The sequence below is a fragment of the Tardiphaga sp. 619_E2_N8_4 genome (genome assembly GCF_051810905.1).
Classification (GTDB): Bacteria; Pseudomonadota; Alphaproteobacteria; order Rhizobiales; family Xanthobacteraceae; genus Tardiphaga; species Tardiphaga robiniae.
On sequence record NZ_JBPWQJ010000001.1, the window covers coordinates 811,120 to 827,033 of the forward strand.

Genomic DNA, 15,914 nt, shown 5'->3' on the forward strand with positions numbered 1-15,914 from the left:
GGCCGTCAATGTCCGGTTTGTTGTTTAGATTCTCTCGATTGATTCTTCCGCGTGTATTCGGTCCACGATCCCACCGCGATTGCCCAGGCCGCACGAACAATCCAGCCGAGATCAGAAGCCAGTGTTCGGCGCGGGAAATAAGCGAGATCGATTTTCGCCTTGGTCGGGAACAGAACTTGTCGATAGAAATCCACAGCCGCAACGTCAGCGGGATAGAGCTTGCTTTCATGTCGAAACATGACCTGGCACGGACCAACAAGACCGGGCTTGTGGTCGAGAAGCTTCTCGAAGCCACCGTGAAAGCAGTCGAAGAATGCGAGCGATTCAGGCCGCGGTCCCACGAGCGCCATGTCGCCGCGCAAAACGTTCCAGAGTTGCGGTAACTCGTCCAGCTTGCTCGCGGCGAGGATGCGGCCAATCCTAGTCAGGCGGCCGTCTCCCTCCATTGTGAGCGGACATCCATGCCGGTCGCAATCCGGCCTGAACTTGCGAAATTTGTACATGCGGAATGGTCGTCCATTTTGCCCGAGACGAAGTTGCGAGAACAGAATCGGCCTTCCGCCTTCGATCCAGATAGCAAGTGCTACGATCAGGAAGAGAGGAGCGAGAGTGGCTGTCGCAGCACCGGCAAACAGAATATCAAGGGCGCGCCGCAAGCCCACCTGCGTAACAGGAGTTGACGCCAGGAGCTGGTTCGCTGCCCCGCGCATGGCTACGCGATTGCCCCTAATGGAAACTCCGTGCCAAGTGCGGCGGCAAGAGAATTCACTACCTGTTCCACGTCGGCCGGGTTCATCCGGGGGTGCAGCGGCAGCGTGAGCTCCCGTTGGGCAAACTCCTCGGTGCGCGGCAAGAATGTATCGGGATAGAGTTCTCTGTAGAATGTCAGGTGGTGGACGGCGGGATAGTGAATCGTAGTCTGTATGCCGCGCTTGCGTAGCCGATCGATCACAGGCTGCCGATCGGTTGCCGTCGGCAGGACGACCGGCATCAGATGGTGCGCCGATGGCCAAGGATTCGCGAAGGGTATCATCACCGCTGGGCAATGCTCCGCCATCAACTGACGATAGCACAGTGACAGGCGTCGCCTGGTGTCATTCCATTCCGGAAGTTTCTTGAGTTGGGCAAGGCCAACGGCAGCGCGCAAATCGTCCATACGATAGTTGAATCCGAGGATCGTAACATCGTAATCGGGACGACGACTGGTGAGGCGCTGTCGCGTGCTGCTTGTCATGCCATGAGACCGTGCTCGCTTGATGGTTTCCCTCAAAGCGCGGCTGCGGGCGATAATGGCGCCGCCCTCGGCGGTCGTCATGTTCTTGTTGCCGTAAAAGCTGAATGCTGCCGCCTCGCCATAGGTCCCCACTGCGGGCAGTCCGGGCGCGTGAGCTGCATCCTCGATCAGGAGCAGGCCCTTGCGACGAGCGAAAGCCTGCCAAGTGTCGCGATGCGCGAGGTAACCGGCAAAATGGACGAGAATAATCGCTTTTGTTCTCGATGTGCATTTGGCTTCAGCATCATCCAGCGACATCAACGGAATCTCGGCCGAGTCGATATCGACGAAGACGGGGCGCGCTCCCACATAGAGAACGCTATTGACCGTGGCGACGAAGGTCAGCGATGGAACGAGAACTTCGTCGCCCGGCCCAATGCCGAGCGCGTGCAGGATAAGGTGGAGGGCTGCCGTGCACGAGCCGACGGCGATTGAATCCTCGGCCTCATGAAGATGAGCAAACGCTTGTTCGAATTCCCGGACCCGGTCTCCCATCGTAACCCAGCCGCTCTCGATGACAGAGGCTAGGGCTGTTTGCTCGTCCGGACCCAGGACTGGCTCTGATACCAATAACATGTGTTCATCTCCAATCCCGGATTCGACGATACGTTTGAGATTGCACGAGCAGCAGCCGTGACATGCAGCGTCTTCGTCAGGCCGCGACGGTTGCCACGAATGCCGGGGGCGACTGCTCGTCCCATGCAATATCCTGAGCCTTGAGGAAGTCGTCCACCCGCCCGATGTCGAGCCACATGCCGTTGTGCTTGAATACGTTCACGGGTATTTCCTCTTCCAGCATCTGGGCCATCAGATCGTCGAAGCCGAATGGAACACCTGACGGAATGCGGTCCAGCACCGAGGGATCCATGCAGTAGATGCCCATACTCACCAGATGCGACAGTTCGGGCTTCTCGCGGAATCCGGTGACGCAACCGCCCGTCTCGTCGATCACGCCAAAGTCCATCTTGGTAGGACGTGTGGCGGTGGCGATGGTGAGGGGACCTTGGTGTCGGCGATGACAGCTCACGAACTGACTGAGATTCAGGTCCGTGAGCACGTCGCCGTTGAGGACCAGAAACGGCGTGTCGAGTTGTTCTCGCAAAAGCGACAGCGGGCCCATCGTTCCAAGCGGTTCCACTTCCTGCGTGTAAACGATCTGCATGTTCCACTGATTGCCGTCGCCGCAAACACTGCGAATAAGGTGGCCCAGATATCCAGTCGTGATGAAGACTTCTCTGATGCCATTTCGCCTGAGCCATTTGAGCAGGAGCTCGAGGACGGGCCGCGATCCGATCGGCATAAGCGGTTTCGGCAAGATGGATGTATGCGGACGCAAGCGCATTCCCTTTCCGCCGCATTGAATGACAGCCTTCATATTATCCTCCTGTGTTACTGAAGCGCGCAATCGTTCATCATATCAACGCGACAGCCCGACCTGGTGCTGATGGCCAAACCGGAATGCCATTGACGAGAAAACTAGACGCTGACTATCCGCGCGTCTTCGTGCGTTTGCATGAGATGTCGGAATGATAGTTGGATTGCACGCGAGCACTGTATTGCAGCAGCAAAGCCGCAGCTCGCAGTGGTGCATGATGGGACGAGACAGACCGAACCGGACTTCGGCTGCATCGCTGGCGCGCGATATCGCGAGGCCCGATTGACATCGCTACGCTTGAAATGACGACAACAGCGCAACGAGCCGGCTTTTCAGAAAGCCTGTTAGAAACTGACGCCCGGCATCCCTCACGCGCGCCAGCGACATCGCACTAACCGTTGCCCAAGATCGGTGGAATAATTTATTGAATCGCGTCGCAAGAACACGCGCGATCGTCAACGCCTCACGTATCCATGTTCGATCGTTCACCGGCGCGAGCGCCACGCTCCGACAACCAACGGTCGGCGCGACTTACTCGCCTACGCCAACAATCGCTGACTATTTGCCGATTCGTGCCGCGCCGCAGATCTTTCCGTTGATGCCCTTACGGATCAGACCGTCGATGCGCGAGACCTCAATATGATTTGGCTCGTGGTTGATCACACCCAGTGGCACTGGCGTCTCGTTTTTCTTGATCTCGGAGATCATCGCAACGGGATTTGAAAGCCGACCGTTCGAATCGCCAGCTAAAGGCGGAGAGTTGCTGTTTGCCGGTTCTGCCAGTGATCCGTTGTTCATCCCCCAAATCGCTGCCTGTGTCCGATTCTGGACACGGAGCTTGCGAAGGATCGCCTTGACGTGGACTTTTACAGTTGCTTCGGCGATATGGATCGTCCGCGCGATGCTTTTGTTGGAGGCGCCTTCAATCAGGCAGTGCAAAATTGATTTTTCCCGCGGAGAAAGCTGCGGCGTGGTCATATCTTCTGTAGCGATAAGAATCGCCTGCGTCTTGTTTTGGTCGCGCGACCCCGTCTCGCCTGGGTGACTGCCTTCGGGAGCAAGAACAGATGATAGAAATGCCGGAGGAAAGATCGTTTCACCCATCATTATCAGTTCGATGGACTTTATGAATACATCGCAGGTCATAACGTTGACAAAGTAGCCGTTGGCACCTGCCCGAAACGCAGAAGCCAGTTCGTCCATTCGATAATGATCGGCCACGATCGCAATGCGCCCGCCCGGATGGTAGTCCCTGAAAAGTTCGATTTGTTCAATCGCGGCGTCAAAATCATCGCCGGTGTGGGCAATAAGAAGCAGGGGCTGGTGTGCTTGCGGTTGACCCGGGAGCAAATCATCCACGCTTGATACTGAGGCTAGGATACGAAAATTTGCTGAGCGTAAAATCCTGGCAAGACCTTCTCTGAGTAAAGTATTTTTCCCAACGAGAATTGTAAAAAAAGATTGTTGCCTCCGCATCGCGATCCTCCCAACCATACGCAACTGATTTAAAAAAAAACTGAGCGATTGAAATTCAGCTCATTCTTGGTGATCTGTCGGCGGTTAAGCCCCGCTTCTTCGGTAGAAATTTTGGCATTGGAATATTTTCAGTCGGCAAGAAACTCTGTCTTTTTAGAAGCATTTCGTCGTCGAATTGAAGACGCCTCCCTTCTCGTTTGCGACGATTTTATGAATGTTAGATGCGAATTCTCGATCTCCCTATATACCTTTAGTTATAGGCGATGGGCCGGTACTGAGGGATGTCGTTCATAATAGTAAACGGGGGAATCACCGCAGACTTCGCAGAGGGAGTGCGTGCTTCGTCATACGGGACATCTATCCTTGAGTGACCATTTCAGATACGTCCACCCAAGGTTGTTACGTGTTTTCTTTGTTGCGTTGCGATGTAGCGTAACGAATTTGAGCCTCTCGAAAATTAGGCTAAGAAGGGAATATCCGGGGTCGCGTGGAGTTTAAGTTTTGGGGGGCTAGGCTGAGGACCGCCCATGCGTTGCACCAGTGTCGTGATCGCAGACCGCCATCCTGTGGTTCTGCAAGGTTTGACGAGCGTGCTTGAAGCGCAAAGCGGCTTCAAGGTTGTCGCGTGCTGCAGCACTGGCCCGAGCTGTATCGAAGCGATTCGAAATTTAACGCCGGACATCGCCATTATAGACATCGAAATGCCAGGCCTGACCGGGCTGGAAATCGTTGCCATCGCCAACTCCGAGGGGCTTTCAACGCGGGTCGTCTTTTTCACCGCTGTCGTTGAAGATCGCCAACTGGCTTTATCGGCCGCCGCTGGCGCCTACGGTGTCATCCTGAAGGACATGCCGCTCGAACCCCTGGTGCAGTCCTTGCGGGAGATCGCGGCTGGCCAAAGGCTATTGCCGCTTCCCGCGGTCAATCACGTTATACCTTCCGAACAGAAGAGTATCGCGATCACGGAGAGTGTTCTGGCGGTGCTGACAGAGCGCGAGCGTCAGATCATGCGCCTGGTATCTGAAGGGTTGTCGAACAAGGAAATTGGGCGCCGGCTGAATATTGCTGATGGCACCATCAAGCAACATCTCCATCACATCTATCAGAAGCTTGAAATCAACAACCGGACAGTGCTTGCGGCGCTTGCCATATCGCACAACGAACGTGGGGGCTTTCTTGAGGATCGGGCTCTGTCGGTTCATTGTGATTGAGCGTCTGCAGTCGCACTGCCGACCCGTGCACCACTTCCCGCTGATACAGGCACTGATTGGCGCACAAGCCTCGTCGGCGACATCCACCTCGCCGCCATCGCGGAGGCCGAAAGGACCCTGATGCGCGGCTTCACCACCCTGCCCGACATCGGTGGGCCTTCTTCAGCAAATCGCTGAGGAACCTGCATTGCTGGTCGCGCGGCGCCATGCCCCCGCGGCAATCCGGTCGCAGCGGAAAAGATGCGGGTGAAGTGGCTTTGATCGGCAAAGCCACAAGCCTGTGCAACATCGGCCAACGGCATATCGGTCTTCATCAGAAGATTTCGGGCCAACTCGACGCGCTGGGACAGGATAACTTAGAAAGACGCATTTAGGGTCGCGCTCGTGTCTAAATCAGCGCAGATAGCTCGCCAGGTTCAGGCTCTGAACCTTGGCAATCGCGGCATAGGATGCCGTAAGCTGGGCCTGATAGGTCGACAGTTTGGCGGTGACCGCTGCAACGTCGACACTGGTGAGATCGCTGCCGAGCGTCTGGGCATAGGATTGATACTCGGTCTGGTAGGCACTGGCCCGCTCGATTGAGGCCGATGCGTTGGATATCCGCGTCTGCACCACACCAAGCTTGTCGATGGAATCGACCGCCAGATCGAGCGCCTCATTGAGCGTGTCGGTCGAAAGCGGCGAATTGCTCGCTACCAGATTCATGGCCCGCATGATCTGCTCGAAAGCGGTATTGTCCGCCGTGACGCCGTAAGAGACCGTCTGGTTGTCCGAGACGCGTACAGCGCCGAGCTGACTGTCGCCCTGATAATAGCTCGTGTCTGCGGTGGACGGCGACGATGCCGCGGCATAGGTCGCACTCGATATATCCACCGGCGCGGTTTTGGTGGCAGAACCGCCGAACAGATAGCCGCCATTATATTGCGTGTTGAGTAGTGACGCCATCTGCTCCAGCATGTTCTTGGCGCTCTCCGTGACGCTGGCCGCATCCGTGCTCGAAGCGCTCGATGCACCCGTCAGCAGAGTGCGGAACTGTGTCACCAGATCGGACACCGAATTGACGGCCGAGTACATCACCTGGATCTTGCTGTTGGTCTGTGTGGCGGCATCGATATAGGACTGCGCCCGGGTGACTGAGACCTGAAGATTGAGCACCTGCTGCGCCGATGACCCCAACCCGCCAAAATCCGACGAGATCAGCCCCGAAGCCTCCTGGATCTGCTGATTGGCCATGGTGCTTTGCGTGCGCAAAGCAGACGCGATCATCTGGTCGTTGATCGCAAAGGTGGCAACGCGCATCTGCATCAAGTCGGCTCCCGTCAGCTCGCGCTCTGCACGGCGGTCAGCAGCGATGAGAACATCTCGTTGATGACCTGCATGAGCTGCGACGCGGCCGTATACTGATTCTGCAATGTGCTGATCTTTGCGGTTTCTTCGTCGAGATTGACGCCCGACTGCGACGCCAGCGCATTGGCAAATGACGATTGTGCCGTCGACTTTGATGTATAGGTCGTGGCCGCGAGCGTTGCCTTCGACGCGACATTGGCGATGACCGTGGCCGCGTAGTCCGCAAACGAACCGGTCGATGACCCGAGCCCACCTGACGCGCCAAAGGTACGGGAATCCGTGAGTGCCGCGTAGATCGCATCGACCACGTCGGTCGCGCCGGCGGTGAGTACCTTGGTGCCCGTCGTCAGCGTTGCCGATGCATCGAGGATCGAGACGGCGAACAAACCTGAATTGGCCAGGATGTCACTGCGCACGGCGATGTTGGATGCCCCGGTTCCGGTCACGAGGTCATTGAGGCCGAGATAGTCGGACAGGCCGATTCCGCTGCTGCCGACGGCGCTCGTCATCTCATTGATGGCGACCCCGTTGCTGCTGCTGGAACTGGCGATCACCACCTTCCCGCTGGCATTGATCGATGCGCTGAGGCCGAAAATGCCGTTGATGGCCGAGACCAGGTCGCCCACCGTCGCATAAGTCGACAGGTCGAGATCGGCATAGGACACCAGACTTCCCGACTGGTCGGCAACGGCAATGCGGACCGTGCCGGTCGCATCCAGCGCAGTCGCCGCCGTGACCGTCGTGGTGCCGGTCAGCGTCGTTGGCGGCGGCAACGACGTGCCCTGATTGCTTGCGGCATTCAGGGTGTCCGCCAGCGTATTGGCAAGCTGGTCGAGCTGCGACTGCGCTGCGGGCAAGACGCTATCGCGCAGGCTGAGCAACGAGCCGATTTCGCCAGATGTGATCTGCGCAGTGACATCGACGCCGTTGACCGAAATGCCACTGAGCCCGCTGGACGAACCGGTTGTATAGCTGGCATTGACCGTAACGGATGATGCGGCTGTGAAGCTGAGCAGATGCGCGCTGCTGTCCACGAGCGTCTGGCCTGACGCCGTATAAACCTGCATATCCCCCGTCGATGAGATGAAATAGCTGACATTCATCTTCGACGCGACGGTCTGCAGCGCGACATTACGCTGATCCTCGAGGTCACCCGTCGATTGCCCCGCAGCTACTGCCTGCTTGATCTGGGCGTTCAGACTGGCGATGGCCTGCAGGCTGGCATTGACCTGATCGACATCGGAGGAAATCGCGGCGTCTGCGGTCCCGCGCAACTGTTGAATTCCAGACGACGTCTCGCGCAGTTGCGATGCGAGGTTGTCAAGCGCACTCACCACATTGGCTTGCAGCGAAGCACTGCTGGTTGTTCCGGCGAGCGACGATATGGCGGATTCCAGCGATGCCAGCGTGTTCGCGATCGAAGTGCCAGTGTCCTCCGCCCCGGTCGTGCTGCCATAGAGCGCCTGGAGCCGGTTGAGATAGTCGTTGTTGGTGTTGGCTGCGCCGAGTTCCGAGGTTGCAGAGATCAGGGACTTGAACAGCAATTTGTCGACGCTACTGGTGATCCCGGTGATCGACACGCCGGTCCCGGCGCCGCCACTGGTGGTCGCGACCTGATTGGCGGTCTTGACCGTGTAGCCGGTGGTGTCAGCATTCGAAATATTCGACGAGGCGACGCTGATCTGAACCTGACTGGCCATCAGGCTACTGACGGCGATGCTGCGGGCTATCTCCAGCGACACGGTGGCGACCTCATATTACAGCTTGGTTCAGATTCGCACGTTGCGTGCGTAGGATGCCGACTGCGAACTGATGCGACCATTGGCGCCGTAGGGCGCGCTGTCGGATATCTGCTCCCGAATCGCGGCCATCACGGCGTCGATGCGGCGCTGGCTGGCCTCGATCGCGGCGCGCAGGCGGGTAACATTCTCGTCCATCGCGACGCTGAGCTGTTCGAGCCGAGTGAGGACGCGCGCCTGCAGCTGGCGATCGGAAGTGCCAAGCAACATGTTCTTGCGACCGACTTCCTTGACCCAGGCCTCGAACAGCTCCGAAAGCTCCAGCTTGATCGCCGTGTGCTGCGACTGCGAGGCCGGCAGCCCCATTGCCAGAGCGATATTCTCTTCGGTCACGACGTCGATCAGGCGTTCGATCAGTTCAACCAGATCCTCGAGGCGGGATCCGTCATCGGCGCTCGCAGGCTGCAGCGGCGGGCTTCGGGTCATCATGTGGCTACTCCGTGATCGATGGATGGGGCGCGGCTGCCGTGGCGTGCCGTCCGAGCGAGGCTATCCGTGAATATGCCGTCGCCGCTTTGCTGCGCGCGCCAGCGATTTTGAGTTTCTGCGCCAACGCGTCACGGCGCTGCTGCAAAGTGGTACGCAGCGTACTGAGATCGCCTTGCAGCGCCAGGATCATGCGCCTATCGCCGCGATCGATCCGCTGCGCGGCGGCCAGCAACCGGTCAAGTCGCCGCATTAGCGCGTCATCGTCTGCCTCGGCCACCATCGCGGTCATCTCATACTCGAGATCAGGGTATCGAACATCTTGTTGACGGCGGTGATCACCTGCGACGCGGCCGAATAGGCCTGCTGCGCGGAGATCATGCTGCTGAACTGCTCGTTGGTATCGGTGGTGCTGGATTCCAGCTCACTGCCAAAAATGGTGCCAGCGCCGTTGGTGCCGGATTCCTGCAACGCAGCCGTTCCCGATTCTGCCGTCGCCGAATAGAGCCCGTTGCTCTGGGCCTCCAACTGATCCGCAGCGGCAAAGGTCGCCACCGGGATCTTGTAGATCGCGATGGTCTGGCCGTTCGAATATGTGGCGTTGACGATGCCGCTGTCGCCGACCGAGATGTTGCTTAGCTTTCCGAACGCCAGACCATCGGACTCGATGCGGGTAATATTGACCGCAGGCGTGGATAGGCCGGAGGCATATTGCGTCAGCCCGTCGGTGCCGCCTACGGTGCCGAGGTTGAGCGTAATATTGCTGTCCGCCGCCCCTGTGGTCCAGCCAGTGATCGCCAGCGTTGCCGGACTGGGATTGGTGCTGGCCAGCGAACCGTCGGTATTGAAAGAAACCGACACGGTGCTGGTCGGGGCTGCCGCGGTTGTCGTCGTCGAATCCGACGACAACGTCGGCTGGCCGAAGCTGGCGCTCCAAGTATTATCCGCAGTCTTAGCCCAGGTCACCTGGATCGAGCTCGATGTTCCCAGCGAATCGTAGACCGACATCGACGTAGTGAACGTATCGCCGACCGCGGCATCCGCCGGCAGATTGGCCGAGAAGGTGGTGGTCGCTGTCGCGCTACCGCTGGTCTGCGCCACACTCGTGTCGATTGCCGTGAGATTTCCGCTGCTGGCGCTGCCAATAACATTGCCGGCCGCATCGGTGCGCCAACCCAGAAGATAGGCGCCGTTATTGACGAGATAGCCGTCAGAATCCGTAGTGAACCCGCCGTTGCGCGTGTAGAGCGTCGAGCCGCCGGTCAGCGACGTCGTCACCGGAAAGAAGCCGTTACCCTGGATCGCGATGTTGGTGGAGGTCGACGTTGTCGTCAGCAGGCCCTGCGTCGTGATATTGGACTTCGAGAGCGTCGTCACGCCGCCGGACGAATAGGCCGATGCGCTGGACGAACCCGTCACCAGCGACTCGAACGATGCCGAGTTTGTCTTGTAGCCGACCGTCGATGAGTTTGCGATATTGTCGGAAATCATCGCCAGAGCCGAGCTCTGGGCGTTAAGAGCGGAGATGGCTGAAGACAGCGCGCCGGATAGACTCATGATCAGTACTCCAAAGTAAACTCAGGAAGTGACGCCGATGACGTTGCTGGTGCTCACAGACGTGCTCCCGATATTGAGCATCGGGGTGCCGGACGAGTTGTCGATCGAGGTCACCTTTCCGGTGACGGTCGTGTAGCCGTAGACAGACTGACCAGTGCTATCGGTGGCCGAGACGTTGAGCGTGTACTGGCCCCCGTCGGTCAGCTGGGTGCCGTCCGTCGCCGTGCCGTCCCAGGTGAAGCTGTTGGTGCCCGAGGTCGTGGTTCCACTGCCGGTCCACACCGTGTTGCCGGATGAATCCTTGACGCTCAGCGTGACATCGGAGGCGGCGGACTCGAGCGAATAGCCAAACGAGATCTGGCCATCCTTCAGCGTGCCGGTGTCGGTTTTGGCGGTAACAGTCTGGCCGATATAGTTCGACGAGTTCAGCGTGAGCAGGCTGTTGAGCGACGACACCAGCGTGCCCATATTGCTGTTCAACGTCTGCTGCTGATCGAAGTTGGCGTAGGATGTGAGCTGATTGATGAAGTCGGTCGAATTGGTCGGGTCGAGCGGATTCTGGTTCTGCAACTCGGTCACCAGCAGGTTCAGAAATTGCTGCGACGTAATGGCCGAGGTCACCGACGAGGACGACGCCGTCGAGGCAGTCGTGGTCGTGGTTGACGTCGTTGCAGCTACAGTCATGGCGTGCTCCGGCGGTATCCGCGCGCGTAGCGCTGCGGAATTGCGTCAGTGAGAAGAGTGCTCGTGAAGTCCGTTCCTTATTGAAACGGGTGGTCTCGGCCGTTCAGGCAAAGATTCTTTGCAGGCTGCTCCGGCCCGCGAGCCATCACGCCCCGTTACAAGAAAGCGCTGTGCCGCGGGGGTTTTCTGAAATTTTTTGGCGCGAGCTATTGGCGCTCAGGCGCGGCAAAAATTGCCCGCTGGGACGGCCGAGGGAGGTTTGTAGAAGGCCGAAACGGGAAGCAGTCGCGCACGGAATTGTCCGCAGCACTGGCGGGATTAGAGCGACCGCAGCGGAAGCCTCAGCTACTTGTTGTCGGGCTTGGTTGCCGGCTTCACAGGAACCACATCGGATTGCCGGGCCTTCTGCATGATCCGGTCTACCAGGCCATCCGGCGCGCGCACGACGCCCGATGGCAGGGCACGGCGCAGCAATTGCGCCTCGGCCATCGCCGCACGCGCCTGTTCCGACGTCCGCAGCAATGCGAGCGCGGCGTCCCGTCGGTTATCTGGCCAGGTTGACACGTCTTCACCGTGCCGACCCAACAGGTCTTCAAACTCGGGAATGTCCATTCTGGAAACTCGCCCGGCACGCACCTGATCGTACGTTGCATGTCAGCCCTCGCTCGGACTGGCACGCCAGCGTCCTAAGGCAGACCGGGCCGCGAGGCAATGCTGCCCCGACTTTTCAACCACAAAAAGACATCGAACGATCCTAAACTCTGCAGGTGCAATGAATTCACCGTGCCCGCCGGTGTCGATCTGATCAGGCGGGCTTCGCGGCACTCCGGGCGACGACAATCCAGGCGTCACGAAGCTCGGTCAGGCTCGCAATGATCCGACCATAGCACTGCGCCGCGTTCGGCTGCCCGAACGACCGCAGGCAGGCCATGATCAGCGTATGATAGGTGGTGTGCAGGCCCTCCGCGACCTCGCCTCCGCGATCGAAATTCAGGTTATGGCTCAGCCCGCGCAGGATGGCAGTCGCCCGGATCATCAGATCGTGGCTCTCCTCGAATTTCTTCTCCTCGGACGCCGTCACCGATTTCTGCAATGCCGTAATCGCTCCATCGATCATCATGACCACCGCCCGCAACGGCGGCACCGCGACCGCCGCCTGTCGATAGGCCTGGGCGGCCTGAAAATTCGCTTGATGCTGCATGACTAATCACTCGACGCGTTGAGAAGGGCGGACAGATAATCCAGGGTGGAATTGGCCGACGAGATCGCCGACTGATATTTGGCGTATTGGGTGGTCAGCATTGTACGATAGATCGCGGCGCGCTCGTTGATGTCATCGATCTGCTGCTGCATCCGGTCATCCTGGGATTGTAAATTGGTGATCAGATCCTGCAGTGAACCGCTGGTCTTGTTCGATGCGGCACTCGAGATCGCGTTGATCTGCGCCGCAATCCCGATGGTCGACGTGATGGTCACCGATGCCGATGACGTACTGCTGTAGCTGAAGGCCATGCCGGAATAGATCGTGCCGGCCTTTCCGATGATCGTTCGGCCGGACACGGTAAACAGCGAACTGTCTCCCCCCACCGAGACCGACAATGCACCGGAGCTATCGACCGCAATATCCATCACGAAGAACGATGGCGGCGATGAACTTGTATTGACAACCGCGAGCGCCGCCGACGAACTCGTGGTCTTGGTGGCGAGGAGCGCGATGACACCGTCAATATTGTCGGCCAGGGTTGTGGCGAGCGTGCTCGTATCGAGCACAAGATCGTTCGTGTCCGAGAACGACAGGCCGAGATCGCTCATCGACAGATCGCCCACGATGGAGTTCAGGACCTGCTCCATCTGCGTCGTGACGCTACGCATGGTGCCGTCGCCGAACAGCACCGCACTCGTGTCTGCGGTTCCACTCGACGACAGCGTCTGCTGCGTGGTTACGTAGTCGCGCACAGCGTTGTAGGACGTGACGAATTGCTGCAATGCAGTCTGGATCGAACTTGTATCGACATCGATGCTGATCTTGACTGTCGATCCCGATGGCGTGCTTTGCAGCAGACTAAAGGAGACGCCGCTCAGTACGTCTGTGATGTTATTGGTGTCGCGCGTCAGCGTAATGCCGTCGACGCTGAAAATTGCGGGCTGCGATTCCTGCAGCACGTCGGTGAACGCGCCGGAACTATCTGTCACGCCCAAGGTCGTGAGCACATCGTCGCCCGACACGACACTGGTGGTGATATCCGCATTATCCTTGGTTGCAGACAGGATCATCTCGTACTGATTGCTCGAGATCTGGATGATCGAGGCCTGGACGTTCGTCGTGGACGTCTGTGCATTGATCGTATCGACGAGATCCTCCAGCGTCATCCCGCTGGTGACCGAGATATCGGCACTGGTGCCGCCTTCCAGGCCGATCGAGAAAGTGCCGGTCAGACCGAGATCCGCGCTCTTGTCGGCGACGGCGGTGCCGATCACCTTGTGGGCTGTGGCGATCTGGGTCACCGTGAGCGTGTGATCGCCGGTCGCCGCGCCGTTGCTGATGGCCATCGAGACGGCAGAACTGGCGCTGACGTCGCCAGTGGATGTAATGGTCGCCGATCGCGCTCCATAAGCACTCGACGACAGTGAATTGACGATCGACTTGGAGAGCGAGGTCGTGTCGGTCGTCAGCGTCGTAAGCAGCGTCTGCAACTGCTGATAGGCCGAGATCTTGGCCTCATTCGCGGTGATACTGGTCTGGATCGTGGTCGCGGCTGCCGTCTTGGTGGCAACCTGCGCCTCGATCAAGGCGTCCCAATCGACGCTGGTCGTCGTCTTCGTGCCGGAGGTGGTCGTCGCCAAGGCCGCGGTTGCTGCCGCGGAAGTCGAACTCGTCACCGTCGCCATGCCACCTTACTTTCCTGCACGAGAGTGCGAGCCGGCGTTGCCGCCGGCTCGCGATTGCTGCGGCTTAGCCGAGCAGCTTCAGCAGATATTGCGGCATCTGGTTCGCCGACGATTCTGCGGCGACCGCAGCCTGTACCTTGACCTGCGAAGACGACAGCTTGGCCTGCTCGGCTGCGATGTCGACGTCGGTGATCGCGGAATTAGCGGCCTGCAGGTTCTGGGACTGCGTCGAGATCGAGCTGGCGCTGAAATTGAAGCGCGATTCCTGCGCACCGATCGTCGCGCGGGCGGCGGAGACCGTATCGATGGCAGTGTCGAGCGCGTCGATGGCTGCAGTGGCGCCGGCCTGCGTGCTGACATCGAGCGTATCGACACCCAACGTGGCAGAGGTGAGATCGTCGAGTTTCACGGTGATCGTATCGGCCGACGTCGAGCCAACCAGAACGGAAGCGCCCGCGGCGAATGCGCTGGTACCATCCAGCAGGCTCTGCCCGCTATAGCGCGTGCCGGTCGCGATGCTGTCGATCTGATCGCTCAATGCGGTAAATTCCGAATTGAGATAGGCGCGACTGCTGTCGGTCACCGTCGCCGAGGACGACTGCGATGCCAGCGACTTCATACGCGAGAGAATGTCGCTGATGTTCGAGGCGCCGCCGTCGGCCGTCTGCAGGATCGAGGTTGCCTGCGAGGCGTTGGTTGCGGCCTGCTGCAGCGTCGTGACGTCGGATGAAATGCGCGTCGAAATCGCAAGGCCGGCGGCGTCGTCGGATGCCTGCGTGATCTTCGAGCCGCTCGACAGCTTGGAGAGCGAGCTCGACATCTGCGACGAGTTGATATTCAGGTAACGGACTGCAGAATTGGCCGCGGTATTGGTTGAAATAACGGGCATTAAATTGCTCCTTGAATGTGGCCGCGGATGCGGACCGATCGGGGACCTCTGGACGCAGGCCAGCCCCCGTCCATTCGCTAAACGGAATGGCCCTCACAATTCAGGCGCGGTTTATTTCGAGACCGGATACTTATGGTTAGCAATCGCTTAACGAGTGCAGGATGTCCGGCTCGTGGCGGCGCAAGATTTCGCGCAGCTGCTGCCGCCCGCGCTTGAGCAGCGACTCGACCGCGGACACAGTCGTGTTCATGACTTCGGCGATGTCGCCATTGCACATGTTTTCATGGTAGGACAGGATCACTGCGACACGTTGCTGCTCAGGCAGACGTTGCATCGCCGTCTCCAGCAATTTCGCCACTTCATCACGCTGCATCGTGCTGAACGCATCGGGCTTGATGTCGGCTGGCTCCGGCACGGCATCGACATTGTCGGTACGTGGCCGACGATGCAAGTCGATGCAGCGATTGGTGACAACGCGGTAGAGCCACGTCGAGAATTTTGCGCGGCCGTGCTCCCATTGCCCGCGATGCGTCCAGACCTTCAGCATCGTGTCCTGCACCACATCCTCGGCATCGGCGCGACTGCCGAGAAGCCGAAGCGCAACGCCAAACGCACGATCGATATGACGCTCGACAAGGCATCTGAATGCCGTCTCGTCATTTGCGGCTAATCTGTCCAGCAGCTCTTCGTCACTGTCGCCCGCGGGCTCGCACGCGTCGAGCATCAGAGAATCCTCCGCAGCTTCGAGCTGCACCGGCATTGTTTCGACAGCGTCTGCAATCTGGAGCGCGTACGTCATGCCCTTCTCCCATTTCTCCGCCGACAAACGGCCGTTCTGGTCGACCGCTCACTCTCGAACGGGTGACGCGCGACGATCAGGCGATGAATTTTGCTTATTTTACAAATACTTGATGGGAAAAAGCTGCCTAGAACTAGGCAGAAATTTCTACACTGGCTGTTGCGGCCACGTCGGGCCTGATGGGAACAG

General features: G+C 58.9%; 17 protein-coding genes. 1 reads left to right on the plus strand and 16 read right to left on the minus strand.

Features of this window, described 5'->3' with window-relative positions; genetic code table 11:
- Positions 1–5: 5 nt before the first annotated feature.
- The 4 genes from AB8A23_RS03775 to AB8A23_RS03790 all read right to left on the minus strand — a co-directional run bounded on the left by AB8A23_RS03775 (position 6) and on the right by AB8A23_RS03790 (position 4,124).
- A complete protein-coding gene (locus tag AB8A23_RS03775; RefSeq protein ID WP_439061208.1) occupies positions 6–662 on the minus strand; it encodes a sugar transferase in 657 nt (218 codons plus the stop codon).
- Positions 663–712: 50 nt separating this feature from the next.
- Positions 713–1,849 (minus strand): DegT/DnrJ/EryC1/StrS family aminotransferase, encoded by a 1,137-nt coding sequence (locus tag AB8A23_RS03780; protein ID WP_439060381.1) that lies wholly within the window; start codon positions 1,847–1,849, stop codon positions 713–715.
- 76 nt (positions 1,850–1,925) lie between these two features.
- A complete protein-coding gene (locus tag AB8A23_RS03785) occupies positions 1,926–2,648 on the minus strand; it encodes a sugar phosphate nucleotidyltransferase (protein WP_089266608.1) in 723 nt (240 codons plus the stop codon).
- A gap of 558 nt (positions 2,649–3,206) precedes the next feature.
- A complete protein-coding gene (locus AB8A23_RS03790) occupies positions 3,207–4,124 on the minus strand; it encodes a LuxR C-terminal-related transcriptional regulator (RefSeq protein WP_093758231.1) in 918 nt (305 codons plus the stop codon).
- A gap of 527 nt (positions 4,125–4,651) precedes the next feature.
- On the opposite strand from AB8A23_RS03790, the gene AB8A23_RS03795 reads away from it, so the two are divergent.
- A complete protein-coding gene (locus tag AB8A23_RS03795) occupies positions 4,652–5,335 on the plus strand; it encodes a LuxR C-terminal-related transcriptional regulator (protein ID WP_439060380.1) in 684 nt (227 codons plus the stop codon).
- On the opposite strand, the gene AB8A23_RS03800 is transcribed toward AB8A23_RS03795, so the two are convergent.
- The 12 genes from AB8A23_RS03800 to AB8A23_RS03855 all read right to left on the minus strand — a co-directional run bounded on the left by AB8A23_RS03800 (position 5,323) and on the right by AB8A23_RS03855 (position 15,725).
- Complete coding sequence (locus AB8A23_RS03800; protein ID WP_309943824.1) at positions 5,323–5,688, minus strand: helix-turn-helix domain-containing protein; 366 nt, start codon at positions 5,686–5,688, stop codon at positions 5,323–5,325. The genes AB8A23_RS03795 and AB8A23_RS03800 overlap by 13 nt on opposite strands.
- Before the next feature lie 40 nt (positions 5,689–5,728).
- Positions 5,729–6,640 carry a flagellin gene (locus tag AB8A23_RS03805; RefSeq protein WP_309941017.1) on the minus strand — a complete coding sequence of 304 codons (912 nt, stop codon included), beginning with the start codon at positions 6,638–6,640 and terminating at the stop codon, positions 5,729–5,731.
- A 14-nt stretch (positions 6,641–6,654) separates the two neighbouring features.
- Positions 6,655–8,424 (minus strand): flagellar hook-associated protein FlgK, encoded by a 1,770-nt coding sequence (flgK, locus tag AB8A23_RS03810; protein WP_309941020.1) that lies wholly within the window; start codon positions 8,422–8,424, stop codon positions 6,655–6,657.
- 27 nt (positions 8,425–8,451) lie between these two features.
- Positions 8,452–8,910, minus strand: a complete 459-nt coding sequence (locus AB8A23_RS03815; protein ID WP_309941023.1) for a flagellar protein FlgN — start codon at positions 8,908–8,910, stop codon at positions 8,452–8,454.
- A 4-nt stretch (positions 8,911–8,914) separates the two neighbouring features.
- Complete coding sequence (locus tag AB8A23_RS03820) at positions 8,915–9,199, minus strand: hypothetical protein (RefSeq protein ID WP_439060379.1); 285 nt, start codon at positions 9,197–9,199, stop codon at positions 8,915–8,917.
- Complete coding sequence (flgE, locus tag AB8A23_RS03825) at positions 9,196–10,464, minus strand: flagellar hook protein FlgE (protein ID WP_231078493.1); 1,269 nt, start codon at positions 10,462–10,464, stop codon at positions 9,196–9,198. The genes AB8A23_RS03820 and flgE overlap by 4 nt, the downstream gene beginning before the upstream one ends.
- 21 nt (positions 10,465–10,485) lie before the next feature.
- The gene (locus AB8A23_RS03830; protein WP_093757242.1) at positions 10,486–11,148 is read right to left on the minus strand and encodes a flagellar hook assembly protein FlgD; all 663 of its coding nucleotides are present in this window, start codon (positions 11,146–11,148) and stop codon (positions 10,486–10,488) included.
- A gap of 345 nt (positions 11,149–11,493) precedes the next feature.
- Complete coding sequence (locus AB8A23_RS03835; RefSeq protein ID WP_184512774.1) at positions 11,494–11,760, minus strand: hypothetical protein; 267 nt, start codon at positions 11,758–11,760, stop codon at positions 11,494–11,496.
- A gap of 193 nt (positions 11,761–11,953) precedes the next feature.
- A complete protein-coding gene (locus tag AB8A23_RS03840) occupies positions 11,954–12,349 on the minus strand; it encodes a flagellar export chaperone FliS (protein WP_120287833.1) in 396 nt (131 codons plus the stop codon).
- Between the two features lie 2 nt (positions 12,350–12,351).
- Positions 12,352–14,037 (minus strand): flagellar filament capping protein FliD, encoded by a 1,686-nt coding sequence (fliD, locus tag AB8A23_RS03845; RefSeq protein WP_439060378.1) that lies wholly within the window; start codon positions 14,035–14,037, stop codon positions 12,352–12,354.
- Positions 14,038–14,101: 64 nt separating this feature from the next.
- On the minus strand, positions 14,102–14,926 hold the full coding sequence (locus AB8A23_RS03850; protein ID WP_089266590.1) for a flagellin: 825 nt from the start codon (positions 14,924–14,926) through the stop codon (positions 14,102–14,104).
- 136 nt (positions 14,927–15,062) lie between these two features.
- On the minus strand, positions 15,063–15,725 hold the full coding sequence (locus AB8A23_RS03855; protein WP_439060377.1) for an RNA polymerase sigma factor: 663 nt from the start codon (positions 15,723–15,725) through the stop codon (positions 15,063–15,065).
- Between the last annotated feature and the right edge of the window lie 189 nt (positions 15,726–15,914).